Raw genomic sequence first — 25,463 nt, forward strand, 5'->3', positions numbered from 1 at the left:
CCGGGCCGATCAGACACGTTTGCATGGTCACCTCGTCACCGAGGTGGCTCCGTCATGCGCAGTGGTTGTGCTCAGGACTACGTGACGACGGAAGAGGGCGGAGCGGGCAGAACCGAGCCTTTCGCAACGTGATGCGTGGTCGCTCCGCGGGCCGGCCTCCAAACGGCGTTCGAGGCTCGACCGGAACGCAACCGATCTTGTCCCCGCGTGCGTCTCGGGGTGAAACTGCCGGGTATGGTCCTTACCAAGGCCGGTCTGAACCGGCTGCTCGCGGAAGTCCTGCCTCAAGACGCAGACGTCGAAGCGTTCGTCGCACAGAACTTCGGCACCATCGCCCGGCGCGTCGCGCGCGGAGCCGATCGGGCCGGCAAGATCGCGCTCCTCGTGGACAACGCCGATCTCAAGGTTCTGCTCGACAAGATCTCCGGCGCGCACCCCGTCGCCGTCGCTCGGAACGAGCACCTGCTCGCCGAGGACAAACGGGTTGCCGGAACGCCGGTGCCCGACGCAGGACCCTGCGTGGGTCGGGACGCGCTCCTCGCCGAGCTCGCGGCGCACATCCATCGCGACGCGCCCGGGCCCGTGCTCCTCGTCGGCGACGCGGGCCTCGGCAAAACGACGCTCGCGCTCGCGCTCCTCCACGCGGACGCGTCCGTCCGTCGCTTCGGCGGCCGCAGGTACGTCGCGCACCTCGACACGGCGGCCGACACCGAAGCGGCTGTCGTCGAGGTCAGCCGCGCCCTCGGCGTCACGCCCGAGGCGCCGCTCCTCAACCGCATCGCGGAGGCGCTGCGCCGCGCGCCGGCCTTGATCGTCCTCGACGATCTCGACGTGCCCCTCGCGAAGGACCCCGCGAACGTGCGTGACCTTCTCCAGAGGCTCACGGCCATCCCCGGCGTCGCCGTCATCGCCACCTCGCGATCGAGCGCGGCGCCGCCCGACGGCTTCCACGTCGCCGCGGTCAAACCCTTCGACGAGGCCTCCGCGCGGGCCGCGTTCCTCGCGATCGCCGGCGACGCACGCCGCTCTGATCCGGGCCTCTCGTTCGCGCTCACCGAGGCCGCGGGCAATCCCCTCGCGCTCGCCTTGCTCGCGCGCGCGGCTGGTGACGGTCCGCTCGACCTCGCGGTCCGCGCCTGGCACCAGAAGCAGAACGAGCTGCTCATGCGCGAGGACGGCCCCGAGTCGGCGAGCGCCATCGAGATCGCCGTCGCGCTTGCGCTCGCGAGCGGCCGCCTCTCGGACGAAGCGCGCCGCCTCGCGCCGCTCTTCGCTGCGCTGCCGAACGGCGTCCGCGCTGAGGACCTCGCGGCCTTCGCGTCCTCGGGCACTGCCGACGCGGGCGTCGCGCTCGTCGCCCTCGGCCTCGCGCAGGATGCGTCGGGACGCTCCCGCTTGCGCCGCGCCGTGCGTGAGGTCGTCGCCTTGCAGCGTCCTGGCGCTGAGGAGTCGGCGAAGGCGACGCAGAGGTACACTGGCCTCGCGCTCTCGAACGGCCCGAACGTCGGATGGCCGGCGGGGGACGAGAGCGCGGTGCGCCTCGCGGCGGACAGCGACAACATCGAGGCGATGATCCTGCGTGGCATCGACGGCCCGCACCGCATCGCGTGCATCGACGCGTCCGTCGCGCTCGCCACGTTCATCGGCTCCTCGGGCCACTGCACGCCGCGCGTCGTCGAGCGCGCGCGCGACGCGGCGCGGGAAGGCGGCGACAAGCTCGGCGAGGCCGACTGCACGCAGGCGCTCGGCGACATCGCGCTCGCGCGTGGGGAGGTCGACGAGGCGCGCGCGCGGTACCTCGACGCACTCCCGCTCTTCCACCAGGCGCGCGCGGGCCTCAGCATCGCGGCGTGCCTCATGCGCCTCGGTGACATCGCGAGCGAGCGCGACGAGTACGACGAGGCGAAGCTCCGCTACACCGACGCCGCGCCGTACTACCGGCACATCGGCGACAAGCTCGGCGAGGCCAACTGCCTGCGCAACCTCGCCGAGATCGCGGCCCTGAGCGACAACTACGAGGAGTCGCGCGCGCGGTACAAGGAAGCGCTGCCGATCTACAACGAGCTCGGCGACAAGGTGGCGAGCGCGACCTGCATGAAGGGCATCGCGGACATCGCCTTCCAGGGCACGCAGTACGACGAGGCGCGCGCGCTCTACCAGGAGGTCGGCCCGCTCCTCGAAGAGCTCGGCGATCGCCTCTCGATGGCGCAGTGCCTGCAGAACCTCGGCGACATCGCGTTCGCGCTCGGCGAGCACTCCGTGGCCGAGAAGCATTACCAGAAGGCCCTGCCCATCCTGAAGGAGCTCGGCGACAAACTCGCCGAGGGCACGTGCTTGTCGACCCTCGGCGACGTCGCGCTCGCGTGCACGGAGATCGAGGACGCGCATGCGTACTACCTCGCGGCGCTCCCGCTGCTCCGCGAGGTCGGCGAGAAGATGGGCGAGGCGAACTGCATCCAGAGCCTTGGCGACATCGCGCTCACGCAGTTCGAGCACGACGCGGCCCGGTCGCATTACGAGAACGCCCTTGGCCTCTTCTCGGCCCTCAAGGACGATTACTCGATCGGCTGGACGCATTACCGACTGGCCCAGGTCGCCGCGGACCCGGACATCTTCAAGAACCACCTCTACGCGGCGCGCGACGCCTGGCTGCGCATCGGTCGTCAGGACCTCATCGACGACGTCAACACCGAATTCCCCGGGATTCTCTAGCTCCCGAGGCGAGTTCGTCGCGCGGCCTCGCAGAGCAGCTTCGCGGCTCCCAAATCGGAAAAAACGGATGGCGTGTCCTCCGCGCCCGGTATAGTGCCGGGCGCACGGAGGACCGATCAGCCATGAATGTCGTCGTTACCGGGGCCACGGGGCACGTGGGCGCGAACCTCACGCGCGCGCTCGTCGAGCGCGGCCATCGCGTGCATGTGCTTTATCGACATGGGCCACGCGCGCTCGACGGCGTTGATTGCGAGCGAACCACGGGCGACGTCCGCGACGCCGACACGGTCGATCGCGTCATCCGCGGCGCCGAGCTCGTCTACCACTGCGCCGCCAAGATATCGCTCGAATCCGTCGACCCCGAGGTCGAGCCCATCAACGTCGAAGGCGTCCGCAACATCACGAACGCGTGCATGCGCCACGGCGTCCGAAGGCTCGTGCATTTCAGCTCGATCCACGCCTTCGCCACCGAACCTGCGTCCGAGGTCCTCGACGAGAAGCGCCCGCTCATCACCGACCCGCGCCAGCCTCCCTATGACCGCTCCAAGGCCGCGGGCCAGCGTGTCGTCCTCTCCGCCGTCGAGAAGGGCCTCGACGCTGTCGTCTTGCATCCTGCGGCGGTCCTCGGCCCGCACGATTACATGCCCTCGCGCATGGGCCGCGTCCTCTTATCGCTCGCCCGTGGCCGCATGCCGGGGCTCGTCGAGGGCGGGTTCTCCTGGGTCGACGTCCGTGACATCGTGGCAGCGGCCCTCGCGGCCGATACCCGCGGCCGCCGTGGGGAAAACTACCTCCTCTCCGGCCACTGGCTCAGCTTTGCCGAGCTCGCGACGGTCGCGGGCGAGGTCACGGGCCGCCGCCCGCCGCGCCTCACCACGCCCATGTGGCTCGCGCGTGCCGTCGCGCCGCTCGCGGGGGGCCTTGCGAAGCTCCTCCGCACCGACCCGCTCTTCAACAGCGTCTCTTTGCACGCGCTCCGCATTCATCGCCATACGAGCCATCAAAAGGCCCAGGCCGAGCTGGGATTCACGCCGCGCCCCACGAAAGAAACCCTGGAGGCGACCTATGCGTGGTTCCGCGAGAACGGCTTGCTTCCCCGCTGATCCATGGACGAGCCCACGTTCTATCGATACCTCCTTTGGGGCTCCCTCGTCGTCGCGGCCCTGATCTTCCCGGCTCTGTTTTTCATCACCGCGCCGTACGGCCGCCACGAGGCGAAATCCTGGGGCCCCACGGTTGACAACCGGACAGGCTGGCTCCTCATGGAGTCGCCGTCGGTCCTCGTCTTTTTCGCCTGCTTCTACGTCGGCGGCTGCCCCACGGACCCGGCTTCGCTCGCGTTCCTTTTCCTCTGGCAGCTTCACTACGTCCACCGCGCCTACATCTTCCCGTTCCGCATCAAGAGCGGCCCCAAGCGAATGCCGATCGCCATTGCCGGAGCCGGGTTCGCGTTCACCTCGCTCAACGCCTACCTCAATGGCCGCTGGCTCTTCGGCCTCGCCGGCCCTGATCGATATGCCGCGGCCTGGCTCTCGGATCCTCGCTTCTTCCTCGGCGCGGCCATCTTCCTCGCGGGATTCGCCATCAACCAGCAGGCGGACTGGATCCTCCTGCACCTGCGCAAGCCCGGCGAGACCGGCTACAAGATCCCCCGCGGCGGCTTTTACCGCTGGGTGAGCTGCCCGAATTATTTCGGCGAGATCATCGAATGGATCGGCTTTGCGATCTGCACCTGGTCGCTGCCGGGCCTCGCGTTCGCGCTCTGGACGATCGCGAACCTCTTGCCGCGCGCGCTCTCCCACCACCGCTGGTACCGCGAAAAATTCCCGGATTACCCCACCGAGCGCAAGGCCCTCGTCCCGGGCTTACTCTGAGCCGTACAGCCTCTTCGCATTCCCCCCGACGAGCGCCGCGAGCGCTTCCTCTCGCATGCCGAGCGCCGCGAGCCGCTTGATCTCCCGGTCCCACGCATACGGCACATTCGGGAAATCCGACCCGTAAAGCACCCGCTCCGGCCGGCAATGCAGGAGCCGCAACGGCGCGGGGCCCGTGAAGTATTCGGCCATCGCCATCGTCGTGTCGAGCCAGAGATTGTCGTACCGCTCGAGCATCCGCTCGTATGCGTCGAACTCGTCGGCCCCGAGGTGCGGCACGCAGAGCTTCAATCCCGGATACTCCGCGAGCACCCGCTCCACCCGCTCGGCCGAGCAGAGCACGTACGGATCACACTTGTAGGCCGGGCTCTTCGGCTCCCGGCCTGCGTGCACCACGAGCGGACGGTTTGCCCGGACGCACGCCTCGTACACGTCGTGCAGCGACTCCTCGTCCGGCGAAAAACATTGCACGTGGCAATGAAGCTTCACGCCCCGCAGCCCCATCCCGAATGCCTCTGCGAGGATCTCCTTCGCGCCCGGCTCCCCGGGCAGCACCGTTGCGAGCCCGAGGATGCGCGGCTCCTCCTGGCAAAGCCCCGCCATGAATTGATTCAGCGCCCGCGCCATCCCTGGTTTGTGCGCGTAATGCAGCGCCACGATTCGCGACACCCCGCGCGACAGCAGGAAGTGAACCACGTCCCGCGCCATCAGCTTGTACCGGATTGGCCAACCATACTGATCGAACCATCGCCACAGCGCCACGAACACCGGGTCCGGGAACAGGTGCACGTGCGCGTCGATCACCTCGGGCAACGACGACGACAGGCGCTCGCCCTCCTCATCATTCGCAGCGGGCAGCGGGGCCCGATCCGCCGAAAGCCACCCTCCGAAGGCTTCCTTGGGCGGCGCGTGATCGGCGAGGCAGGGCAGGGGACAGTCGTGCATGGCGGCGCCGAGCATGCCTCAAACGGGCCCCGCGCGACAGACCCTCCCCGCGCCCGTGGTATCCTCGGCCCCATGGCGCCTCCTTTCCCGCTCAAAATCGCGGCGCTCTCGCACCCGGATCCGAGCCTACGCGAGACCGCGGCGGACGTGCTCTTCTGGGACGAACCCGTGGCCGCCGAGGAGCCCTTGCTCGCCGCGCTCGACGATACGGAGGAACGCATCGCCGTCTCTGCGGCCAATACGCTCCAGTATTATCCGACCCGCCGTACCCTCGCACGCCTCGCCGAGCTTTCGGTGCGCGAGGGAAAACCCGGCGAGGCGGTCAGGTCCAGCTTCGACGATCTGCGGGCGTGGTTTCAATACAACCTGAAGGACGCCGAGGGGGCCGAACGCGAGGCGCTCCTCCACTGGATGCAGCCGGTCTGGTCGATCCTCGCATTCACCGACGACGACAAATGACGCCGAACGTGCGCGTCGCCGAGCGCGCATTTCGCCACCTCTCCGATCCGCGCACCACGACCACCCACGCCTACGAGACCCTCGATACCTACGTCGCCCAAGCGCCCGCCGAGGAGACGATCCCTCACCTCGCAAACCTCGCCGCCCACGACGAGCGCGAGACTCTCCGCCTCCACGCCGTCTACGCCCTCACGAAGCTCGACGCCGCCCGCGAGCTCGAAACGCTCCTCCCACTCCTCGACGCGCCGCCCCTCGTGACGTGGTCCGTCCACATCGCCCTCCTCGAAGCGTGCCACAAGCTCCACCTCGCCCCGCGTGGCCTCGACGCGCTTGCCCGCGTGGACAACCTCGACCTTCAGCGAGCCATCGCGCGAATCGGTCGCGCTTCATCTTGACCCCGCTCCGCCGCGGCCACACGATCGGGCCACCGTCGAGGCGCGCCCCTTGGACTTCCTCCAATCCCTCTTCGTCTGGGCGAACCTCCCCTACGCCATCGTATTCACGGTCGCGATCCTCTTCGCGCTCCTGCAAATGACGGGCGTCCTCGGCCTGCTCGTCGGCGGCTCCGATCACGATGCCGACGCGGACGCCGACCACGACGCGGACGTCGACGCCGACGCTGATCACGACCTCGACGCGGACGCCGATCACGACCACGACCACGACGCCGACCACGACCACGACGCGAGCCTCGGCGGCAAGATCCTCGTCGACCTCGGCGCCGGCCGCGTCCCGTTTTCGGTCCTCTGGCAGACCTTCGCCGTCACCTTCGGCATCACGGGCCTCGCGCTCAACACCCTGTATTTCGGCCGCGCCGGCGTCCTCGCGCCCTCGACCCTCGTGTTCAGCCTGCCCGCTTCGCTCCTCGTCGCTTACCTCGTCACGCGCACCGCCTCGCGTGTCCTCGGCAAGGTCGTCGCGCCGGCCGGCGAGGAAGCCACGAGCCGCAGGAACCTCGTGGGCTGCTCGGGTGTCGTCATCTCGACCCGCGTGACCACTGAATTCGGCGAGATTCGTGCCAAGGATCGGGCGGGGCATTTCGTGCACGTCATCTGCCGCATTCGTGAGGGGGAACCCGTCCTCGGCGCCGGCCGCGAGGTGGTCATCGTCGATTACGACAGCAAGGACGGTCGCATCTTCGTCGCGCCGCTCGACGACGACGACGCGCCGCCCGCGCCCGCGCTTCGCATCGCGGGCGATACGCGGGCCGAAAGCGAAGCAGAGGCTGAAGCGGAGGCCTCGGAAACAAAAGATACCACCCACGTACGTCGCGCGCCCTGAGCGGGCGAGCGCGTTCTCTCTTGCCATGGCCCCCTGCGAGGCGGTCTCATCGACCGGCCGCGTTTGCGGTGGCGTATTCTTGATCGGAGCATCCGAGCCATGCCTCAGCTCTTCCAGAAACCCGAGTTTCAGTTATTCGCCCTCGGGACGGTCGGCTTCCTGGTCCTCCTCGTCGCCTTCTTCGTCACCCTGGCGAAGTTTTATCGACGTTGTGGCGCGGACGAGGCCCTCGTCCGCACCGGCGCTGGCGGCAACAAGGTCGTGATCGGCGGTGGTATCACCGTCTATCCGATCCTCCACCAGCTCCTGCGCGTCTCGCTCCACTCGATCAAGCTCTCCGTCGAGCGCTCTGGCAAGAACGCCCTCGTCACGCGAGACAAGATCAAGGCCAACGTCACGACCGAGCTCTACATCAAGGTCGAGCCCATCGCCGAGGACGTCCTCGCCGCCGCGCGCTCGTTCGGCGAGCGAAACTTCGACGAGCAGGCCATCGGCGACCTCATCGAGGGCAAGCTGACCGACGCCCTCCGCTCCGTCTCGGCGAACCAGACCTTCATGGAGCTGCACGGCCAGCGCAAGCAGTTCGCCGAGCACATCCAGAGCACGCTCTCCGACGAGCTCAAGAAAAACGGCCTCACGCTGGAGAACGTCTCGATCACCGCGCTCGCGATGGTCCCCGTGAAAGAGCTCGACCCGCAGGACGTCTTCGACGCCGAGGGCCTTCGCGCCATCACCGACAGCGTCCAGTCGAACGCCGAGCAGACCACGAAGATCCAGCGCGAAAAAGAGCTCGCCATCCAGCTCACGAACGCCGAGGCGAAAAAACGCGCCCTCACGATCGAGCAGGATCAAAAGCAAGCCGAGGCCGACCAGGCCCGCCGCGTCTCCGAATACGCCGCCACGCAGAAGGCCGAGACCGCGAAGGCCGTCTACGTCCAGGAGCAGGCCCAGGAGCTCGCCGCGCTCGAAAAACGAAAGGCCACGGAGACCGCGCGCATCCAGCAAGAGCAGGCGATCGCCGTCGCCGAGGCCGCGCGCCAGCGGGGCCAGCGCGAGGCGCAGATCGCCGCCGAGAAGGCGCAGCAGGCCGCCGAAATCGCCAAGCAGCGCGAGATCGAGGCCTCGATGATCGAGAAGGAAAAGGTCGTCCAGGCCGCCGAGGTCGATCGGCAAAAGGCCCTCGAGACGGCCTCGATCGACAAGCAAAAGGCCGTCGAGAGCGCCGAGATCGTCAAGCAGCAGGCCGTCGAGACCGCGCGCATCGCCAAGCAGATCGCGGTCACGCAGAGCGAAGAGCAGGCCGCGCGCGCCGCCGCCTTGAAGGCCCAGGCCGAGGCCGAGCAGCAGCAAGCGATGCAGGGCATCATCACGGTCGAGGAGACCGCGAAGGCGAACCGCGAAAAGGCCATCGCCGTCATCAAGAGCGAAGAGGACGCGCAACGCTCGCGTATCGCCGCCGAACGCGAGGCCTTCAAGCTCAAGCTCGAAGCCGAGACGCAGGCCGCCGCGCTCAAGGCGCACGCCGAAGGTGAAGCCGCGGTCAAACGCGCCGCGGCCGAAGGCGAGATCGCCCGCGCGCAAGGTCTCGCCCAGGCCCGCGAGCTCGAAGCGCAGGCGAACGCCAACGTCATGCGCAAGGGCGCCGAGGCCGACGGCGACCGCGTCCGCATCTCCGCCGAGGCCAAGGCCCAGGCCGCTTCGCAGGAAGCGCAGGCCTTGATCGCCCTCGCCGAGGCCACGCGCAAGAAGGGCGAGGCCGAGGCCGACGCCAAGCGCAAGCTCGTCGAGGCCGAGAACGCCGTCGCCACGAAGTTCCTCCTTCGCGACGTCGCCGTCAAAGCGCTCGACGTCCTGCCCGCCGTCACCCGCGAGCTCATGACCCCGGCCCGCGCCATCAGCGAGATCAAGGTCCTCCAGCTCCAGGGCACGGGCGGCGGCGCCGCGACGAACGGCGAGGGCGCCCCGAGCGCGCCCTTCGGCAACGTCGCCTCGCCCGTCCTCAAGACCATCCTCGAAGCGGGCGCCGCCTACCCGCTCCTTCGCGAGATGCTCGCCTTCTCGCAGGTCGACGAGCGCGGCCTCGCGGACAAGGCCCGCTCCTTCCTCGCCACGCTCCCGACCGAGCTCCGCGCCGTGATCGACAAGGACCCCGAGCTCGCGAAGAAGCTCGACGACCTCGGCGTCGCCCGCGCCGCGTCCTCGGGCGCCGGCATCCAGGTCCACGAGGTCGACCCCTCGACCATCCCGCCTGCGGCCCCGCTCCCGGGCGAGTGAATCGATGACCCCGCCTCGCCGAGATCCGGACGAAGTCGCGCTTTCTGCGCTCGCGCAGATCGCGCGTGGCCTCGTCTCGACCCCGGGCGCGCAGGGCGGCGCGCTCGGGTATGGCACGTGGAAGCAAGGTTTTCGCGAACTCGTCCAGCGGGATCCGCTGGACACGCTTCTCGTCTCCGTGCTTGGCGGCGCCTACCTCTTTTGGCTCGCCGAGAAAGACAAGAACCCGCGGTGCCGCACGTTCTGGGACGCCGCGGTGTTCGTCTCGACCTGCCTCTCCGTGGGGTACGACAACAAATTCGCGCAAACCGAATCGGGCAAGGCCCTCGCGACCTTCCTCATGACGTTTGGCCCGAGCGTCGCGGCGAACGCGTTCGCCCCGCCCGCCGCCGCGCAGCAAAATTCCGTCGGTTCGCCCACCAATGGGCCCAACGCGCAGGTTTCCGTCGACACGGCGGAGGCGATCGCCCTGCAAAAGGCCATTCTCGCGCGCCTCGACGCGATCCTCGCCGAGCTCCAGTCCGCCCGTCCACCGTCCGAGAGAAATGTGCGGGGCTGACAGGAAATTCCGTTTCGACTAACATGAGCGGCCGCTCCCGGACCACGGGCCCTTGCCTGACCGCCGCCCGGTCCGGTTTGTCGAGGAGGACCGCCATGACGTTTACTGCGACGCACGGATCCGGAAGGCATGCCATCGTCATTGGGGGTGGTATCGCGGGCCTCTCCGCCGCGCGTGTGCTCACCGAGCATTTCGACCGCATCACCGTGCTCGAGCGCGACAAACCGCAGAGCGGCGCCGAGCACCGCGCCGGCGTCCCCCAGGCCCGGCACGTCCACATTCTCCTCGCGGGCGGTGAGCAGGGATTGGAAGCGCTCTTCCCGGGGCTCCGCGAAGAGCTCACGGCGGCCGGGGCGCCGTGGGGCGACTATGCCGGCACATCGCTCATCAATTTTCCGATATTCCGCCTGCCGCACTCGACGAGCGGCGTCGAGGTGAGCTTCGCGAGCCGCCCGTTTCGGGAGTACACGATGCGGTGTCGGCTCGAGCGTGGCGGCCGGGTCGAGTTTCGTCATGGCGTCCAGGTGAAGGGCCTCGTTGGCGAGGGTCACGGGGTCTCGGGCGTCAAGATCCGCGACAGCCGTGGCGAGGACGTCTTGCGGGCTGACTTCGTGGTCGCGGCGTGCGGCCGCGAGGGCCGGGTGGACGAGTGGCTCGCGGAGCTCGGCTACTCGACGCCGCGCGAGGAGACGGTCGACGCGGCCCTGTCTTATTCGACTCGCTGGTATCGTGGTCCTCGTAGCCTTTCGCGGTACAACCTCGTCGTGGACCTCCCGACCCCCCCGGATCTGCCGCGGGGCGGAGGCTTCATGTCGTGCGAGGACGGCAAGTGGTTCGTCACGCTGATGGGCATCGCGGGCGAACGCGCGCCGCTCGACGAAGAGGGATTCAACGCCTGGGTCCGCAACCTGCGATTCCCCGAGGTATGGGATCTCGTGCAGAAAGCCGAGCCGGCCTCTCCGATCTATGGCTCGGCGAAGACGGAGAACCGGCACCGGCATTTCGAGGAGCTGAAGCGCTTCCCGGACCGCTTCGTAGCGCTCGGCGACGCGGTCGCCTCCTTCAACCCGATGTATGGCCAGGGCATGACGATGGCGGTGCTCGGCGCGATGGAGCTCGCGGCCTGCCTCGCGGAGCAACGCGAGCGCATTGGTGGCCCGAGCCTCGTGGGTTTGTCGCGCCGATTCCAGCGACGCCTCGCGCGGGTCCTGCAATCGGTGTGGGGAATGGCGATCACCGAGGATTTCCGCTGGTCGGCGACGCGGGGCGAGCGCCCCGGGGGGATCAGCCGGGTGGTGGGGAAGTACATGGACGAGCTCATGAATACAGTCCCGGACGATGAGCTCGTGTTCCAGAGGTTCGTTCGCGTGCAACACTTGCTGGACCCGGTCTCGGCGCTGCTCGCGCCGGACGTGGCAGGACGGGTCATCGAGCGGGCGACGCGGCCCGTGCGGGCGGGGGTGCGTGAGGTGGTGGGGGGGCTCGTGCAGCAGGTGGGCGGGTAGGGGGCTCGCGTCCTCCTCTCGTGGCCTACCCCTGAACCGCGCCGCCCGTCATTCCTTCCGCACCAAAAACCCCGCCACGAAATACCCATCCGTCCCCTGCACGTGGGGCAGGAGCCGGAAGCTCGTCGCTCCCTCGCTCAGGATCTCCCGCGGAAGCTCCGCCTCGATCGGCTGTTTTTCCAGCCGCACCCCTGTGCCCGAAGGCTCCCCCGCGAGCCGCTCGACCACCTCCTCGGCCTCCTCCCGCAGCACGCTGCACACCGCGAAGACCAGCCACCCCCTGTCCTTCACCCGCGTCGCCGCGCTCCGCACGATCGCAATCTGCAGCTCCGACAAACGTTTCACGTCCTCCGCTGTCCGCCGCAGCGCGATCTCCGGCCGCCGCCGTAGCGTCCCCACCCCCGAGCACGGCGCGTCCACGAGCACCCGGTCATAATCGCGCGGCACCTCCTCGAAAGACCCCGTCTGCGCCGCCCAGTCGACCGCGTACGCAGCCCGTGCCCCGCGCCCCGCTGGCCCTTCCTTCAACCGTTCGAGCTTCGCCGCATAGAGATCCGCCGCATCGACCGCGCCCTCGGGGCCCACCTCGTCCGCGAGCAGCCACGTCTTGTTTCCTCGCCCCGCGCAGGCGTCGAGCACCCGCTCGCCCCGCCGCGCCCCGAGCGCGAGCGCCACCACCTGCGCCCCTTCCTCCTGCACGATCCAAGCCGTCCCCGCGCCCGGCAACCGCCGCACGTCCCCGGCCCCGCGCACGAGGATCGCCCGCGGCGAGGCGTGCCCCTCCTCGAATGTGCCTTCTGGACAAACCTCCCGCAATCGCGCGACCCACGCCGCCCGATCCTCCGAAAGCGCGAGCGACAACCCCAACGGCGGCGGCACCGGCCCGGCCGCGAGGTAAGCCTCCGCCGCGCTCCGCCCGAGCGATCGACGCAGCGATCCTCGGAGCCACCCCGGCGCCGACGCGCTCGCCGCCTCCATCAGCGACGGCCGCCCCTTCGCCTCGACCTCCGCCGCGAGCTTGCGCAAAATCGCATTCGCGAACGACCCCGTCCGCACGTCCCCCTCCGCGCGGATCGCCCCCACCGCCTCGTTCACCGCGGCGAACGCCGGCACCCGATCCAGAAAGCAGATCGCATACGCCGCCATGAGCACTTGCGCCCGCGCGATCGGCGACGGCAGGTCGAGCCTGTTCTTCGGCGTCAATGCCGAAAGCCTGACGACAAGCGCGGCTTCCGTCCGCAAGACCCCGTACACGAGCTCGGTCGCGAGCCCCGCGTCGCGTGGATCCATTCCGGACCGCCGTCCGAGCTCGGCGTCGAGCGCCGCGGCCGCGAACGCCTCCGCGCTCCACACCCGCGCGAGCACCCGCGCCGCAATGAGCCTTGCTTCGCTAATCAACGAGCTCCCTCAACTGCCCTTGGATCACGTCCCACCGTCGCTCCACGTCATTCTTGAACGCCACCCCCATCAATGCAAAGAGCACGAGCAGGCCCACGAGGCTCGCGATCTCCCGCACCCGCAGCGGCAGAGGCCGCCTCGATACGGCCTCGAACAGGAAAAACAGGAGATGACCGCCGTCGAGCACCGGGATCGGGAGCAGATTCACGAGCCCGAGGTTGATGGAAATCACGGCCATCGCCCAAACGAAATACGAGACGCCCTTCGAGCCCTCCTCGCCGACCACGTCGTAGACCGTGATCGGCCCGCCCAGCGTCGAGATGCTCACCTTGCCCTCGACGATCCGCACGATCCCCACCACGATGAACCGGATCACGTCGTACGTCTCGTCGAGCGCGCTCCTGAGCGCGAATGGCAAGAGCGACGCGTGCTCCACGTACGCCTCCGGCACCACCGGCGACCAGTTCGACGCCCGCACGAAATAGCGCGGCCGGTGCTGGCCGTATTCGTCGATCCAGTCCTCGCGCCGCAGCAGGATCGTCCCGCTCTTCTTCACCCCGCCCCGCAGCCACGTCACCATGTGCGGCCGATCCGGCGCCACGAGCAGCCGTTCGAGGAACGTCGCCCACGCCGTCACCACCGCCTGGTCCACCTCCACGATTCGATCGCCGGGCCGCATGTCGGCGCTCCATTCCGCCGAACCCTCCGCCACGTCGAATACATAAAGGTCCGCCGATTCGAGCCCCGTCCGCGACTCCAGATCGCCGTGCCCGCTCGCCTCCGGCGTCAGCGCCGCCACGCCCGACTCGTACACGGCCATGTCCGCGAGCCCGCCGAACGCGCGTGGCACCTTCACCGGCCGCAAATACGTCACCGGCACCGTCTCGCCGTGGTTCTCCGACAGCGCCGTTTCGAGGTCCGCGAACGTCTTCACCGGCCGCCCGCGCACCTCCGTCACGAGGTCGAACGTCCGGAGCCCTGCGCGGTAGGCCGGTGAATCGGGCCGCGAAATCCCCACGACGGCGGCGGGCCGGCTCGGCTTGATTCCGATTTCGCCGACCTTCTCCACGATGTCGAGCGGCTTCCGGACGACCTTCTCCTCCGGCACCACCACGACTTCGACGTGCTCGTTGTTGCGAAACACCTTGAGCCGCAGCTCTTTGCCGGGGCTCTCCCCGATGATCCGCGCGAGCTCGGCGAACGTCGAGATTCGCTCGCCGTCCACCTCGAGCACCCGATCGCCCGGCGTGAGTTTTCCCTCGGCCGGATGTCCGGGCAAAACGAAGCCGACCGTGGGGGGCGAAAAACGCGTCTCCCCCACGAAAACGGAGAAATAAAGGAGGACCGGGAACAGGATGTTCATCGCCGGGCCCGCGATGACGATGATCACGCGTTTCCAGAGCGCCTGCGCCTCGAACGTACGCTTGCGATCCTCGGGCAGCACCGGCTCCTGCCGGTTCTCCTCCAGCATCTTCACGAAGCCGCCGAGGGGCAGGAGCCCCACGCAATACTCCGTCTCGCGTCCTCGAAACCGCAGCACCTTCGGCCCGAAACCGATCGAGAACGTGAGCACCTTCACGCCGAAGATCTTCGCCCACACGAAGTGGCCGAGCTCGTGCACGAAGATCAGCACGGAGCAGAGAAGCGCGAAGTAGAGCAGATCCACGGCAGGCGTATCTCTACGCGAGATCCCGCCGGGGCGCCAAGGACAAAACCGCGCCCAGGACGCTCTTTTCGCTCACACCGGGCCCCCATTTGCCCGGCCCGCGCCGCCGTGCAATCGTTGGCCCGGCATTTCACGCGGGGGTATGGGGGCGTAGCTCGGCTTGTCCGAGCGCAGCCCCCATCGTCGACTGGGGGGTTGGTCTTGCGTCTGCTCATCGTTTCCTATGCTTTTCCGCCCGTTGGCGGCGTCGCTGTCCAGCGCGTCACCAAGTTTGCCAAGTACCTGCCTGCGTGGGGCGTCGAGACCACCGTACTCACGGCGGAAAACCCGTCCGTCCCCATCCGGGACGAGAGCTTGCTTCGCGACGTCCCGGCCGAAGTGAAAGTCGTCCGCGTCCGCACCCTCGAACCGAGCTACGAGAAAAAGGCCGCCGTCTGGCGCGGCGCTGCCTCGAAAGGCCGCTTCGCCGGGGCGCGCCGCGCCCTCGCGCGCCTCGCCTCCGCCGCGCTCGTCCCGGACCCGCAGATCCTTTGGCTCCCCGCGGCCGCGGCCGCGATTCGCCGCCTCTCGGCGAACGTCGACGCCGTCCTCGTCAGCGGCCCGCCCTTCTCGCCCTTTTTGCTCGGACCGCTCTCGCGCGTCCCGTTCGTCCTCGATTACCGCGACGAATGGCGCACCGCGGCCACCTACGAAATGCACGGCGGGCCGCTCCTCGCGCGCGCCATCGACACGATCGAGCCTGCTCTCGTCCGCCGCGCCGCGCGGATCCTCACGGCCACCGAAGAGTTCCGCCAGAACCTGCTCGCGCGGTATCGCGACCTCGACGCGCGCCGCGTGATCACCTTGACGAACGGCTACGATCCGGACGATTTCGCGCACATCGCCGCGGCACCTCCGCCGCCCTATGCGCCTGGACGCAAGCTCGTCGCGACCTATGCCGGCACGACCTTCTGGCATACCTCGCCGCGTGGCCTCTTCGCTGGCCTCCGCCTCCTCGCGGAGCGCGCGCCCGCGCTCGCAAACCTCTTCGACATTCGCTTCGTCGGCCGCGTCGTCGATACCGAGCGCGCCGTCTTCGACGAGGCCCCGCTCCCCATCGTCCGGCACCTCGGCTTTCGTGCGCACGACGAGGCGCTCTCGCTCCTCGCGGAGAGCCACCTCGCGCTCGTCATCGTCGACGACATCCCCGGCAATGCGGCCATTTATCCGGGCAAGATCTTCGACATCATGGCGGTCGGCCGGCCTTGCCTCGCGCTCGCGCCCGAGGGCGCGCTCTCGGGCCTCATCGATCGCCACCGCCTCGGCGTCGTCGTGCCCCCGCGCGAGCCCGCTGCCATTGCTGCGGCGCTCGAACGGATCGCGCGCTCGTTCCAGCGCGGCGAGCCACTCCTTCCCTCCCGGCCCGTGGGCCTTGAACCCTTCCACCGCCGCGCGATCGCCGGCCGCCTCGCGGAGGTGGTCCGCGAGATCGGCGCGCAGGGACAAACGCGCGCCCCATCGGCCGCCTAACGAGCGGAAGCGGCGATCCTTTCGAGCACCTCGGCGAGCTCCTTCGGGTGGCTGATCATGGGGAACAGCCCCGCGGCCAGCTCGTAGAACGCAAAACCGTCCGCGCGTGCTTTCTCCACGAAATGGGCGATCGGATCGGCCTTCAAAAAGGCGATCAGGTCCTCACGCGCGGTGCCGTGGACGTAGGCGCGGGGCATCCGGGGTTCTCCGTGCGCGAGCACGATCGGCTCTTCGAGGCATTTCATCGGATGCGGCGTCAGCCTCGGCCCCACCCACGCTCGATCCGCGGGGTCGTCAATGCCCATCGCCTCGAACGGAAAGGGCGGCAAGAGCCGGGGCCCTTTTTGGCCCGACATCTCGCCGAGCCTCTCGGCCGTCCCTCCGCCGAACCCGCCCATTGCATTCCGCCCGTTCGTCGGCACGTGCCCGTTGACGTACACGAGCTGCGCAATCCGCTCCGGCACGCGGTCCGCGGCGCCGGTGATGACCATACCGCCGTAGCTTTGCCCCACGAGGATCACGTCGCGGAGATCCTCGTACACGAGCACGTTCGTGAGGTCCTCGATGTGCGTCGACAGCCCCACGTGCGGGCCGAGCAGGTGCACGCGCTCGCCGATGCCCGTCAGCGTCGGCGTGAAGACCGTGTGCCCCCCGCCTTCGAGCAGCGACGCGACGCGCCGAAAACCCCATCCGCCGAGGAAAGGACCGTGGACCAGGATGAACGTCGCCGTCATCTCGCGACGCTCGCCTTCGGCTTCTCGCACAAGCTCGCGCGTTTTTCCTGACAGGCGAGATCGTTCGCGCGCCCGTCGCCCGGGAGCCACTCCGCGCAATCCTCGTCGCCGAGGTTGTTCGGCTCGCCGCCGCGCCACGGGGGCACGCCGAGCGCCTCGCCCGAGGCCCACCGGAAGTCGTCCTCTTTGCCCGCGTCCGAGAGGCCGATCCACATCGACCCGACGTCGATCTTCGCGCCGATGGCGGCGAACAGCGCGTCGTTCTCCTCCGCGGAATCCATGACGGCGAGGTCCCCTCCGGATTGCACGCACCGCGCCTGCGCATTTTGCCACGTCGCGGCGTCCTGCAAACAATACTCGCGTTTTCCGACGACGATCCGCTTGTCCTCGCCGCACTTGAGCGCGCCTCTCGTCCTGGCGGGCGACCGGCTCTCGCAGAGCGCCATCCGCGGCACGAAACAATCGACGTCGTTCCAGCGGCCGCTCCCGAGGAGCCACGACCCGCAGTTCTCCGCGCCGCCGTCGTTGTTCGGCTCCCCGTCGTTCCACACGAAGAAACGTGCCGGTTTGGCGTCGGGGCCGAGCCATCGCCCCTCCGTCGGCTCGACGAGCCCGATCCACAGGTTTTCGCCCGTCACGGGCGAGACGATCGCCGCGCGGATCGCCTGCGCCTCGGCCTCGGACGTGATCGAGGCGAGGTGCCCGCCGTGCTCCTCGCAATGCCGCTCGGCGTCCTGCCACGAGCGCAGCTCCGTGAACACGCAATACGTGCCCGTCGCGGCCGTGATTTCCTTGCCCTTGCCGCACGAAAAAGGCGGCAGCGGCAGCGCGCCGCCCGCCACTTCGAGCTTCGGTTTGTCGGGAGCGGACGCAGACGCAGACGGGCTCGCCGAAGCGGACACCGCAGCGGACACAAACGGCCGTGGCTTCAGCGCCTCGTCGGGGTCCGATACGACCGCCGGGCCTGGACCACAGCCGGCGAGGGCCAGCAAGACGAGAGACCAGGGCGAAGCAGACATCCGCATGGCGCGGATCGCATCAGCCCCCGGGCCTGCCTGTCAAGGCATTCACGTGCCCTCGGCGCGCCCGAATCGTTTCGTGCCCAGCGCGACCAGCATCCCGAGCACCAGCGTCACGCCGGCGAACAAGAACTCCGGCCGCTCCGCGCCTGCGAGCAGCGCCACCGATCCGATCGCGCCCACGAAAGGAACGACCTTCCCGCCCGGCACCCGGAACCCCTTCGATTCGCCGTCCTTCTTCCGCAGCACCGGCACCGCGAGGCACGTGAACAGATATTGAATCACGATCGTGATGTTCGACATCCCCACGAGGCGCCGATAATCGAAGAAAAAGGCGAGCGCCGCCGTGATGACCGTCGTCCAGAAGATCGCCACGTGCGGCGTCCCCCAGCGCCCGTGGATCCGCGCGAGCGCCGCGGGCATGAGCCCGTGCGCCGCGATCGCCTGCGCGTACCTCGGCGATCCGAGCGCGCTGCCCGCCGTGAATCCGCCGACCGAGAGCAAGCTGCCGGCGACCACGATCGCGCCGATCGTCGGCCCGATGTAGCGCGCGGCGTCGACGAGCGGCTGCCCCGACTCCTCGCCGATGCGCGGGTACGTCGCGACCAACACGGCCTGCACCACGATGAAGAGCAGCGCCGAGATCGACAGCGCGCCGAGCGTCCCGACCGGCACGTTGCGCTGGGGGTTTTGCGTCTCGCCCGCCGCGATCGGCGCGACCTCGAAGCCTTGCAACGGAAAGAGCGCGAGATACACGCCTTGCCCCACGCCGAGCGCGCCGAGCGGGAGTTTTCCCCCGAGCCGCGATGGATCGAAGAGCGACACGGCCACGACGAGGAAACACAGGATCGCGCCGAGCTTGCCGAGCGTCATCGCGTTTACGACCCACGCGCCGGGTTTCACTCCGAAATAATTCACCGCCCCGAGCGCGATCACGACCGCCGCCGCGACGGCCGACCCCACGAACGGCGCGCGGATCCCCACGAGCTCCACGAATAGGCTCGCGTTTGCCGCCCAGCTCACGAACGTGTTTGCCCAGCAAAACCAGCCGACGAGGAAGCCGGACCGGTCGCCGAACGCATTGCGCGCATAGAGGTATGTCCCGCCCGTGTCGGCGTGCCGGCCCGCGAGCTCGGCGAAGCAGAGCGCCACGGGCATGAGGAGCAGCGCGCAGAGCGCGAAGGAGAGCGGGGAAAACCCGCCCATCACCCGGTGCATGTCGTCGGGCAGCGCGAACACGCCCGATCCCACCGTGGCGTTGACCCCGATGCAGAGGACGTCGAACAACGTGAGCCTGCGCCGCAGCGAGGGCGCCTGGGCGTTGGCCTCTGCGTCGAGGGTGGAGACGCTCATGATGCGGACTCCATGGCAGGTAGATGTAGATGAGGAGCGGAGCGGGCTGTCAGTCTAGGATGCATGCGCCACGCGAGGCAACCTCTTCGATCGCCGAACGGCTTGACGTTCCGGGTAAAACCCTTCATCGTGCCGGCGAAGGAGGAATCCGGCATGAACGAGCGAGCCGACTGGTATTATCATCGCAGGGGGTGAACCTCGTGCACCCGAGCGCGGGAGTTTCTCGCGCAAGAAAATGTGTCGATCGCGGAAATGGCCGACGCCGGCAAGCTGAAGCTCGGCGAAGAAGCGGCGCTCACGCTCGCCCGGCAGGCCGAGCGTGTCGTCGCGGTGAAAGGAAAAAAGCGCGTCACGCTGGACATGCGTGCGCATCCGCTCGATGCGGACGTGCTCGGGGCCCTGCTCGGGCCGACGGGCGGCCTGCGGGCCCCGACGATGCGGGTGGGACAAACGCTCGTGGTGGGGTTCGATCCCGAGGTTTACGCCGAGGTCCTCGGGCTCGGGAAGGGGTGAGCGAGACCGCTCAATCTGCCAGGTTGCCCATGCCCATGCCCGCGAGCAGGTGCTTCTGGACCTCGGCGTGCGCCTTGTTCAGCCCCTCGGTCACGGGCCCCGAGGTCGGGTCGACGACCACGCGCGCGGGGCGGCTGCCCGCGGACGCCTCGACGAGCGTGAGGACCGCGTCCGCCACGAGCTGCGGGCTCGGCACGTTGTCGCCCGAGAACATCTTCTCGAAGCTCTTGCCCATCATCTCCACCGCGTTTGCGAACGGCCCGTAGCCCTGGGCGCGCTCCTGCTCGCCGCCCACAGCGAGCTTCTGGCCGAATTCCGTGGGGAACGCGCCCGGCTGCACGATCGTGAGCTCGACGCCCGTCGCTTTGAGCTCATAACGATACGCCTCGCTCAGCGCTTCGAGCGCGAACTTGCTCGACCCGTAGGCGCCCATCACCGGGAAGACCAGGCGCCCGAGGGCACTCGAGATCTGCACGACGAGGCCCTTGCCGCGCGCGCGCAGCGATGGCAGCGCCGCGCGGAGCACGCGGTGCGGGCCGACCACGTTCACGTCGTATTGCCGGAGGAGATCCTCGCTCGTCAGCGTCTCTTCGAGGCCGAGCGACGCGTATCCGGCGTTGTTCACCACGACGTCGAGGTGCCCCGCCTTCTCCAGCGCCGCGGCCACGGCCTTGTTCACGGACGCGTCGTCGGTCGCCGCCATCTCGAGCACGTGCACGCGGCCTTCGCCGGCCTTCGTGAGCTCTTCGGCGGCAGCCGCATTGCGGCCCGTGATGTCGCGCATCGTCGCGAAGACCGTGTGGCCCTTCTTCGCGAGCGTGAGCGTGATCAGGCGGCCGAAGCCGCTGTTCGTACCTGTGACGAAAACGTTCTGGCTCATCGGGTTCTCCTCCCAACGGGAAGGGCGCTAGATAATCACGGCTCCGTCCCGTGGGAAGGGGGCGACCCGTCACCGAGCAAAAAATCGAACCTCAATCTCCGTTCGGCTGACCCATGCGGAGCGGGCCGCCGCGCGCGGTGGACCAGAGCAGGCAATTCTCGGCCGATCCCGGCACCGTGAACACGTCGAGCCCGTGCTCGAAGGTCTGCACGAAGATCTCGACCTGCCCGTCGCCGTCGAGGTCCCCGATGGCGGGCGCCGCGGGCGCGCCGTTGCCATTTCCATTCTGCTCGCCCGTGTTGTGGAGCGGCACGTCGTGCAGCAACGTCCCGTCCGCGCCGAGGATCACGAGATACCCCGAGTCGAGCACGTTCGGATCTCCATACGTGGCGAACATCAGCTCGGGTGAGCCGTCCTGGTTCAGGTCCGCGACGGTCACCTCGGTCGCGAACATGATCGCTTTGCCGTGCGTGTAATTGAAGCGCCAGATCTGCTTCGCGTCCGCGCCGAACGCATAAACGAACCCGTCGTTGAACGGCGCCACGATCTCGGGTTTGTCGTCGCCCTGGATGTTCACCGTCGTCGCCGCGGGCACGCCGCCCGGCGGGTAATACCCTTCCACCTCGATGGGCTTTTCCCCGCGCGGCAAGGTCTCCCAGCCGGGCTTGCGCATCGCCGAGCGGCTGCCGTCCCCGTGCGCGCCTTCGAGCACCATGATCGCATACGCCTGTGTCTCGTACGGCTCGTTTTTTTCGACGTTCGGCACGCCCAGCACTTCGTTTTTCCCGTCCCCATCGAGGTCGACCACGTTCGGCGGCGACGCCGTCCACTGGAGCCACTCGGCGAAGGACGGGTGCGGCCACTCGCCCGTGTGCAGGTTGTAATGGTCCGCCTCCACCTTCGGATCGGCCCAGCGGATGAACTGGCCCCAGGTCAGGCGCTCGCCCTCGAATTCGTTCGCGCGGTTCGTGAAGAACGGCGCGGCATCGAGCGCCACGCCATCGTGGTCGAACGCCTGGATGTGGTGGTTGTCGTAGGTCGCGAGCACCTCGAGCTCCGGGTCGTCGTCGATGTTCCCGACCGCCACGTTGAGCCCGTAACAGCCGTACCCGGAATGCCCCATGCCATTGCGATCCGCGTCGTTCCCGGCGCCCGTGAGGGCATTGTAGCGCGGCCACGCCGGAAACCCGAGCCCCGCGGGCTGGTGGAGCGACCCGTCGGCGCGGAACACGAAGACCTGCGCCCCGCCGTCCTCCGTGCTCGCGGTTTGCGTCGTCGTCACCACGATCTCGAGCACGCCGTCGCCGTCGAGGTCTCCGGCGGCCATGCCGCGCACCTCGGGCGCGTTGTTCGCGGTCGTCGTGCTCGCGGGGAAACCCGCCTTCGGCACGAGCGTCTTGTCCTTCCACTCGTACGCCCATACCTCGTGATCGCTGCCGTAGACGATGTCGACGAGCCCGTCGCCTTCGAGATCGGCGACGACGTGCGGGGCGTACACGCGCCCCTCGCCGCCCTCGGCCTTCGCGAGCACGTTGCCCTCCGCGTCGTGGACGAAGACCGAATAATAGGCCGCGATGAGCTCGCGTTTTCCGTCGCCGTCGAGGTCGCGCACGACGGGCGAGGCGAACCAGCTCGTCTCGCCGCCGAGCGTCATTTTGTATTCGGGCGCCGTCACCTCGCCCTTGCTTTCGCCCTTCTCGCACGTCGTGTTGCGCGTGCCGCCCGTCGTGGAGCCCCCGGTCCGGCCCCCGGGACGACCCTCGCTCTCGCCGCAGGAGGCGGCTGCGAGGGAGAGGCCCGAGGCGAGCAGCAAGGAGAGCAGGGGTTTGCCCCACCCGGACATCGAGGGATGGAATGAGCGCATGTGGGTCATGTCGTCCTCGTCGCGCAAAAGAAAGGAGCCGCGTCCGCCCCCAGCGGCGGCGGGGCCGAGGATATCAAACTTCATCCGGTCGTGGTAAGGTCGCCTCGTGCGACCCCGGTGAGTCATGCGCGCATCAGCCACGGAAAACCGAGCTTTACGAACCCACGAGAGCCGCGCCGCCCGCGCCCTCCTCTGCCTCCTCGCGCCCCTCGTGCTCGGCGCGGCTTCGCCTGACGAGGCCGCGCCCTCGCAGCCGGCCGAAGCTCTGCCCGAGCTCCCGCCGCCGTCCGAGCCCGTCGCGGCGCCCTCCGCGCCGGCCGGGAACCATTCCGCGCCACGGGAGCGCTCGACGGTCGAGATGGCGCGGCTCGACGCGGGCGTCATGTACGTCCGGGGCCTGAAAATGCTGGGATTCGGGACGCTCGCGCGGTACCAGGTCCTCGTCGGCTTCATCGACCTCGACGTCGTGCGTTTCCCGCACGAGCGGTTCGGCTTCGAGATTCACCTGAACGGCGGCCCAATCGGATTCGACGAGAATGCGCAGGTCGAGATCGGCCTCTCCGGCGCGGGCCTCGTCGCTCCGTTCCGCTGGAAGGGCCGGGCGCCTGGATCGTTCGTCCTCGGCGTGGGCGGCACCTTCGAGTACGGCCGCCCCGTTTGGCTCGAACCGGGGTATCACGGCGCGCCGTTTGGCCTCGCGCGGTTCCGGATTTTTCCCACGGGGACCGTGGGCCTTCAAACGGCCTACCGCTTCGTCCCGATCACCACGAACGAGCTCGCGTTGCAGGAGCATGATGTCGAGCTCGGCGTGAGCACGGGCCTCTTGCAACTGGGCGCGCGCGTGCGGGTCGACGAGGTGCGGGGCGGCGAGCCGGCGCGGCTTTATCGATCGATCGGCGGGGGCGTCTTCGCCGGGCTCGTGGTGTTCTGATGAAAACGCGCGCGTTTTGGATCGGGCTCGTCGCGCTGGTGATGCTCGCCGGGTGCGAGGACGAGCCCGTGCGCTCGACCGACGTCTCGACCCTCGACATGCTCGTCTCTCTGGACGCAACCGATAGCGGAGATGGCGCCACGGTGCGCGTCCGGATCTCCAGCCCGCTCGGCGGGTTGCGTTTGTCGGACGGAGACACTTTGCGGCTCCGCATGGGGGGAAACCCCCTCACCCTGCGTGAGGTCGAGGAGGACGATCGCCCCGTATACCTTGCCGATGCCGCGGGTTTGTTGGGGGATATCACGCTGGATCTGGAGCGCCGGGCGGACCGGAGCATCGTCGACCGCGTGATCCCCGTGCCGCCTCCGATCGGGCTCACGGCGGAGCCGCTCCTCGGGGATGCTCCGCTGAAGCTCGCCTGGAATGCCGCGCCCGAGGGCAAACACGTGCTCAGCCTCGTCGTCGACGGGACGTGCATCAAGCCGCTGAGCCGCACGTTGCCGAACGACGTGGGCCAATACGAGATCCTCCAGGCCGAGCTTGCGCCGTTGGATCCGGCGGTACCTGGCCCGTGCCCGCTCCAGGTGACGCTCGCGCGGACCGCGACGCTCCAGGAGCCGATCGCCCCGCCGGCGATGCAAATCGGGCTTTATGCATTGTTCATGCTGAGCCGCACCGTCGACGTGAGCTGGACGCCCTGACGGCGGCGTTCAGCGATCGGCGACGATTTGTCGGAGGATGGGCGGAAAGTCCTCGGGCTTCACGCCCTCGGTCACGAGCGGCCGGCTGTTCTGCGAGTTCCAGAAGAGCACGACCTTCCCCGCGAGGCGCGTGGCGTCGTCGAGCAGCGCAGCGAGGGTTTTCCCCGTATAGGTCGGTTCGAGCGCCATGCCCTCCGTCTCCGCGGCGAGCGTGATGGCGCGCTCTCCTTTTCGTGTCGGCGCGCCATAGCCGGCGCCGAGGTGGTTCGTCGAGAATCGCACGCGGGCGCGGCCGAGGCGCACGTCCGGGAACGTCGGATCGAGCGAACGCGCGAAGGCCACGGTCTCCCGGGCCATCGCGAAAAACCGCGCCTCGCTCGACGTCTCGGGGCTCGACGTGCGCACGGCGACGACCTCGGTCCGAAGCCCGGAGAGCTCGAGGCCGAGCGCGAGACCGACCGCGCTGCCCATCGTGCCCATGGCGAGGTAGACACAATCGGGCAAAGGGCAATGGCCGGCTCCGACCTGCTCGGCGAGCTCGAAGCCTGCATTGACGAACGCGAGGTTTCCGAGCGGCGAGGATCCGCCGGGGGGCACGAGGTACGGCGCGACGCCTTGGGCCGCCTTTGCGGCCCGCTTCGCGAGGGCCTCGGCCTCGGCGACGCCGCCGATCACGACGCGGATCGTAGCCCCGGCGCGGCGCGCGGCGCGCAGGTTCGTCCGGACGTACGCGCTCGGCGTTTGCGGGGCGAGCAGCAGCGTGACCGTGAAGCCCTGCGCCGCGCCGTACAGGGCCGTGGCGACCGCCTGGTTCGACCCAAAGGCGCCGAACGTGACGATCTCGCGCGCGCCTCTCGCGCGGGCATCGGCCAGGAAAAACTCGAGCTTGCGTGTCTTGCCTCCGCCATAGGCCGCGCCGGCGAGATCGTCCCGCTTGACGTAGAGTCCCGCGAGCCCGGCCTTTTCGCCGAGCTTCGCGGCGCGCGCGACGGGCGTCGGCAAGAGGCCGAGCGCGAGGCGCGGCAGGTGCGGCGCGAGCCCGGGATGCGCGCGGAACAGGGGCGGGACGTCATCGGCGGGCGCGGGCGCGGCGGCGGGCGCGGGCGCAGCGGATGCTGGGGCGAACGCGGAGGCGTCCGCGGCGGCGTCTGCGGGGGTGGGTGTCCGTTCCTCACACCCGGCGAGCGTGCTGAGCGCGAGGGCCGAGAAGGTACGTCGATCGAGCTTCATCCGTCGCCCTGGAACGCCCGTGATCGGGTTTTCCATTGCTGGCATGTGTTTTTCAC

At 68.8% G+C, this 25,463-nt stretch carries 22 protein-coding genes and 1 pseudogene; 14 read left to right on the forward strand and 9 right to left on the reverse strand.

The genetic code is table 11. From position 1 onward, the window contains the following. The first annotated feature begins 234 nt into the window (after positions 1-234). The 3 genes from QHF89_RS02175 to QHF89_RS02185 all read left to right on the forward strand — a co-directional run bounded on the left by QHF89_RS02175 (position 235) and on the right by QHF89_RS02185 (position 4,586). Complete coding sequence (locus QHF89_RS02175; protein ID WP_136966273.1) at positions 235-2,712, forward strand: tetratricopeptide repeat protein; 2,478 nt, start codon at positions 235-237, stop codon at positions 2,710-2,712. A 122-nt stretch (positions 2,713-2,834) separates the two neighbouring features. After that, positions 2,835-3,815 (forward strand): SDR family oxidoreductase, encoded by a 981-nt coding sequence (locus tag QHF89_RS02180; protein ID WP_136966272.1) that lies wholly within the window; start codon positions 2,835-2,837, stop codon positions 3,813-3,815. Between the two features lie 3 nt (positions 3,816-3,818). Next, a complete protein-coding gene (locus QHF89_RS02185; protein ID WP_136934025.1) occupies positions 3,819-4,586 on the forward strand; it encodes a DUF1295 domain-containing protein in 768 nt (255 codons plus the stop codon). Here the strand turns inward: QHF89_RS02185 and QHF89_RS02190 are convergent. Beyond that, positions 4,578-5,531, reverse strand: coding sequence for an amidohydrolase family protein (locus QHF89_RS02190; RefSeq protein WP_136966271.1), 954 nt, complete (start codon positions 5,529-5,531; stop codon positions 4,578-4,580). The two genes, QHF89_RS02185 and QHF89_RS02190, sit on opposite strands and share 9 nt — an antisense overlap. 72 nt (positions 5,532-5,603) lie before the next feature. Here QHF89_RS02190 and QHF89_RS02195 point away from each other — a divergent pair, with 72 nt between their 5' ends. The 6 genes from QHF89_RS02195 (at position 5,604) to QHF89_RS02220 (ending at position 11,609) form a co-directional block, all read left to right on the forward strand. Beyond that, positions 5,604-5,990 (forward strand): HEAT repeat domain-containing protein, encoded by a 387-nt coding sequence (locus QHF89_RS02195; protein WP_136966270.1) that lies wholly within the window; start codon positions 5,604-5,606, stop codon positions 5,988-5,990. Further along, positions 5,987-6,385, forward strand: a complete 399-nt coding sequence (locus QHF89_RS02200) for a hypothetical protein (protein ID WP_136966269.1) — start codon at positions 5,987-5,989, stop codon at positions 6,383-6,385. Before QHF89_RS02195 ends, QHF89_RS02200 begins: the two co-directional genes overlap by 4 nt. 49 nt (positions 6,386-6,434) lie before the next feature. Beyond that, entirely contained in the window at positions 6,435-7,271 is an 837-nt protein-coding gene (locus QHF89_RS02205; protein WP_284719931.1) for an OB-fold-containig protein, read from the forward strand. Positions 7,272-7,370: 99 nt separating this feature from the next. Continuing rightward, positions 7,371-9,545, forward strand: coding sequence for a flotillin domain-containing protein (locus QHF89_RS02210; protein WP_136966267.1), 2,175 nt, complete (start codon positions 7,371-7,373; stop codon positions 9,543-9,545). 4 nt (positions 9,546-9,549) lie between these two features. Next, positions 9,550-10,104, forward strand: coding sequence for an ion channel (locus QHF89_RS02215; RefSeq protein ID WP_136966266.1), 555 nt, complete (start codon positions 9,550-9,552; stop codon positions 10,102-10,104). 95 nt (positions 10,105-10,199) lie between these two features. After that, positions 10,200-11,609: an FAD-dependent oxidoreductase gene (locus QHF89_RS02220; protein WP_284719932.1), complete on the forward strand. Its 1,410-nt coding sequence runs from the start codon at positions 10,200-10,202 to the stop codon at positions 11,607-11,609. 48 nt (positions 11,610-11,657) lie between these two features. Here QHF89_RS02220 and QHF89_RS02225 read toward each other — a convergent pair whose 3' ends face one another. Continuing rightward, complete coding sequence (locus tag QHF89_RS02225) at positions 11,658-13,007, reverse strand: RsmB/NOP family class I SAM-dependent RNA methyltransferase (RefSeq protein WP_136966264.1); 1,350 nt, start codon at positions 13,005-13,007, stop codon at positions 11,658-11,660. Continuing rightward, positions 13,000-14,673: an RIP metalloprotease RseP gene (rseP, locus tag QHF89_RS02230; RefSeq protein WP_136966263.1), complete on the reverse strand. Its 1,674-nt coding sequence runs from the start codon at positions 14,671-14,673 to the stop codon at positions 13,000-13,002. The genes QHF89_RS02225 and rseP overlap by 8 nt, the downstream gene beginning before the upstream one ends. A gap of 201 nt (positions 14,674-14,874) precedes the next feature. Between rseP and QHF89_RS02235 the strand changes: the two genes are divergently transcribed. Next, positions 14,875-16,182, forward strand: a complete 1,308-nt coding sequence (locus QHF89_RS02235) for a glycosyltransferase family 4 protein (RefSeq protein ID WP_284719933.1) — start codon at positions 14,875-14,877, stop codon at positions 16,180-16,182. On the opposite strand, the gene QHF89_RS02240 is transcribed toward QHF89_RS02235, so the two are convergent. The 3 genes from QHF89_RS02240 to QHF89_RS02250 are packed head-to-tail and all read right to left on the reverse strand — an operon-like array spanning position 16,179 to position 19,288. Beyond that, positions 16,179-16,916, reverse strand: a complete 738-nt coding sequence (locus tag QHF89_RS02240; RefSeq protein ID WP_136966261.1) for an alpha/beta hydrolase — start codon at positions 16,914-16,916, stop codon at positions 16,179-16,181. The two genes, QHF89_RS02235 and QHF89_RS02240, sit on opposite strands and share 4 nt — an antisense overlap. Further along, a complete protein-coding gene (locus QHF89_RS02245) occupies positions 16,913-17,941 on the reverse strand; it encodes a C-type lectin domain-containing protein (protein WP_136966260.1) in 1,029 nt (342 codons plus the stop codon). The genes QHF89_RS02240 and QHF89_RS02245 overlap by 4 nt, the downstream gene beginning before the upstream one ends. A gap of 42 nt (positions 17,942-17,983) precedes the next feature. Further along, a complete protein-coding gene (locus tag QHF89_RS02250) occupies positions 17,984-19,288 on the reverse strand; it encodes an APC family permease (RefSeq protein ID WP_136966259.1) in 1,305 nt (434 codons plus the stop codon). Between the two features lie 63 nt (positions 19,289-19,351). Between QHF89_RS02250 and QHF89_RS02255 the strand changes: the two genes are divergently transcribed. Both QHF89_RS02255 and QHF89_RS02260 read left to right on the forward strand, forming a co-directional pair. Then, positions 19,352-19,483, forward strand: a complete 132-nt coding sequence (locus QHF89_RS02255; protein WP_284719934.1) for a hypothetical protein — start codon at positions 19,352-19,354, stop codon at positions 19,481-19,483. 12 nt (positions 19,484-19,495) lie between these two features. After that, positions 19,496-19,801 (forward strand): annotated as a pseudogene (locus tag QHF89_RS02260) (ArsC family (seleno)protein); the annotation flags it as partial. 10 nt (positions 19,802-19,811) lie between these two features. Here the strand turns inward: QHF89_RS02260 and QHF89_RS02265 are convergent. Then, a complete protein-coding gene (locus QHF89_RS02265; protein WP_136966257.1) occupies positions 19,812-20,681 on the reverse strand; it encodes an SDR family oxidoreductase in 870 nt (289 codons plus the stop codon). Between the two features lie 91 nt (positions 20,682-20,772). Next, positions 20,773-22,629: an FG-GAP repeat domain-containing protein gene (locus tag QHF89_RS02270; RefSeq protein ID WP_284719935.1), complete on the reverse strand. Its 1,857-nt coding sequence runs from the start codon at positions 22,627-22,629 to the stop codon at positions 20,773-20,775. Between the two features lie 40 nt (positions 22,630-22,669). On the opposite strand from QHF89_RS02270, the gene QHF89_RS02275 reads away from it, so the two are divergent. Both QHF89_RS02275 and QHF89_RS02280 read left to right on the forward strand, forming a co-directional pair. After that, positions 22,670-23,476, forward strand: coding sequence for a hypothetical protein (locus QHF89_RS02275; protein ID WP_284719936.1), 807 nt, complete (start codon positions 22,670-22,672; stop codon positions 23,474-23,476). Next, complete coding sequence (locus QHF89_RS02280; protein ID WP_136966255.1) at positions 23,476-24,177, forward strand: hypothetical protein; 702 nt, start codon at positions 23,476-23,478, stop codon at positions 24,175-24,177. Before QHF89_RS02275 ends, QHF89_RS02280 begins: the two co-directional genes overlap by 1 nt. 9 nt (positions 24,178-24,186) lie before the next feature. Here QHF89_RS02280 and QHF89_RS02285 read toward each other — a convergent pair whose 3' ends face one another. Next, on the reverse strand, positions 24,187-25,443 hold the full coding sequence (locus tag QHF89_RS02285) for a 1-aminocyclopropane-1-carboxylate deaminase/D-cysteine desulfhydrase (protein WP_136966254.1): 1,257 nt from the start codon (positions 25,441-25,443) through the stop codon (positions 24,187-24,189). Positions 25,444-25,463: the final 20 nt, after the last annotated feature.

The organism is Polyangium sorediatum (genome assembly GCF_029946465.1).
GTDB lineage: Bacteria > Myxococcota_A > Polyangia > Polyangiales > Polyangiaceae > Polyangium > Polyangium fumosum.

Bases quoted from the DNA above. Each gene is read 5' to 3' on its own strand.
- QHF89_RS02175 (WP_136966273.1), top strand. From the start codon at position 235: ATGGTCCTTACCAAGGCCGGTCTGAACCGGCTGCTCGCGGAAGTCCTG.
- QHF89_RS02180 (WP_136966272.1), top strand. From the start codon at position 2,835: ATGAATGTCGTCGTTACCGGGGCCACGGGGCACGTGGGCGCGAACCTC.
- QHF89_RS02185 (WP_136934025.1), top strand. From the start codon at position 3,819: ATGGACGAGCCCACGTTCTATCGATACCTCCTTTGGGGCTCCCTCGTC.
- QHF89_RS02190 (WP_136966271.1), bottom strand. From the start codon at position 5,531: ATGCACGACTGTCCCCTGCCCTGCCTCGCCGATCACGCGCCGCCCAAG.
- QHF89_RS02195 (WP_136966270.1), top strand. From the start codon at position 5,604: ATGGCGCCTCCTTTCCCGCTCAAAATCGCGGCGCTCTCGCACCCGGAT.
- QHF89_RS02200 (WP_136966269.1), top strand. From the start codon at position 5,987: ATGACGCCGAACGTGCGCGTCGCCGAGCGCGCATTTCGCCACCTCTCC.
- QHF89_RS02210 (WP_136966267.1), top strand. From the start codon at position 7,371: ATGCCTCAGCTCTTCCAGAAACCCGAGTTTCAGTTATTCGCCCTCGGG.
- QHF89_RS02215 (WP_136966266.1), top strand. From the start codon at position 9,550: ATGACCCCGCCTCGCCGAGATCCGGACGAAGTCGCGCTTTCTGCGCTC.
- QHF89_RS02220 (WP_284719932.1), top strand. From the start codon at position 10,200: ATGACGTTTACTGCGACGCACGGATCCGGAAGGCATGCCATCGTCATT.
- QHF89_RS02240 (WP_136966261.1), bottom strand. From the start codon at position 16,916: ATGACGGCGACGTTCATCCTGGTCCACGGTCCTTTCCTCGGCGGATGG.
- QHF89_RS02245 (WP_136966260.1), bottom strand. From the start codon at position 17,941: ATGCGGATGTCTGCTTCGCCCTGGTCTCTCGTCTTGCTGGCCCTCGCC.
- QHF89_RS02250 (WP_136966259.1), bottom strand. From the start codon at position 19,288: ATGAGCGTCTCCACCCTCGACGCAGAGGCCAACGCCCAGGCGCCCTCG.
- QHF89_RS02255 (WP_284719934.1), top strand. From the start codon at position 19,352: ATGCGCCACGCGAGGCAACCTCTTCGATCGCCGAACGGCTTGACGTTC.
- QHF89_RS02265 (WP_136966257.1), bottom strand. From the start codon at position 20,681: ATGAGCCAGAACGTTTTCGTCACAGGTACGAACAGCGGCTTCGGCCGC.
- QHF89_RS02270 (WP_284719935.1), bottom strand. From the start codon at position 22,629: ATGAAGTTTGATATCCTCGGCCCCGCCGCCGCTGGGGGCGGACGCGGC.
- QHF89_RS02275 (WP_284719936.1), top strand. From the start codon at position 22,670: ATGCGCGCATCAGCCACGGAAAACCGAGCTTTACGAACCCACGAGAGC.
- QHF89_RS02280 (WP_136966255.1), top strand. From the start codon at position 23,476: ATGAAAACGCGCGCGTTTTGGATCGGGCTCGTCGCGCTGGTGATGCTC.
- QHF89_RS02285 (WP_136966254.1), bottom strand. From the start codon at position 25,443: ATGGAAAACCCGATCACGGGCGTTCCAGGGCGACGGATGAAGCTCGAT.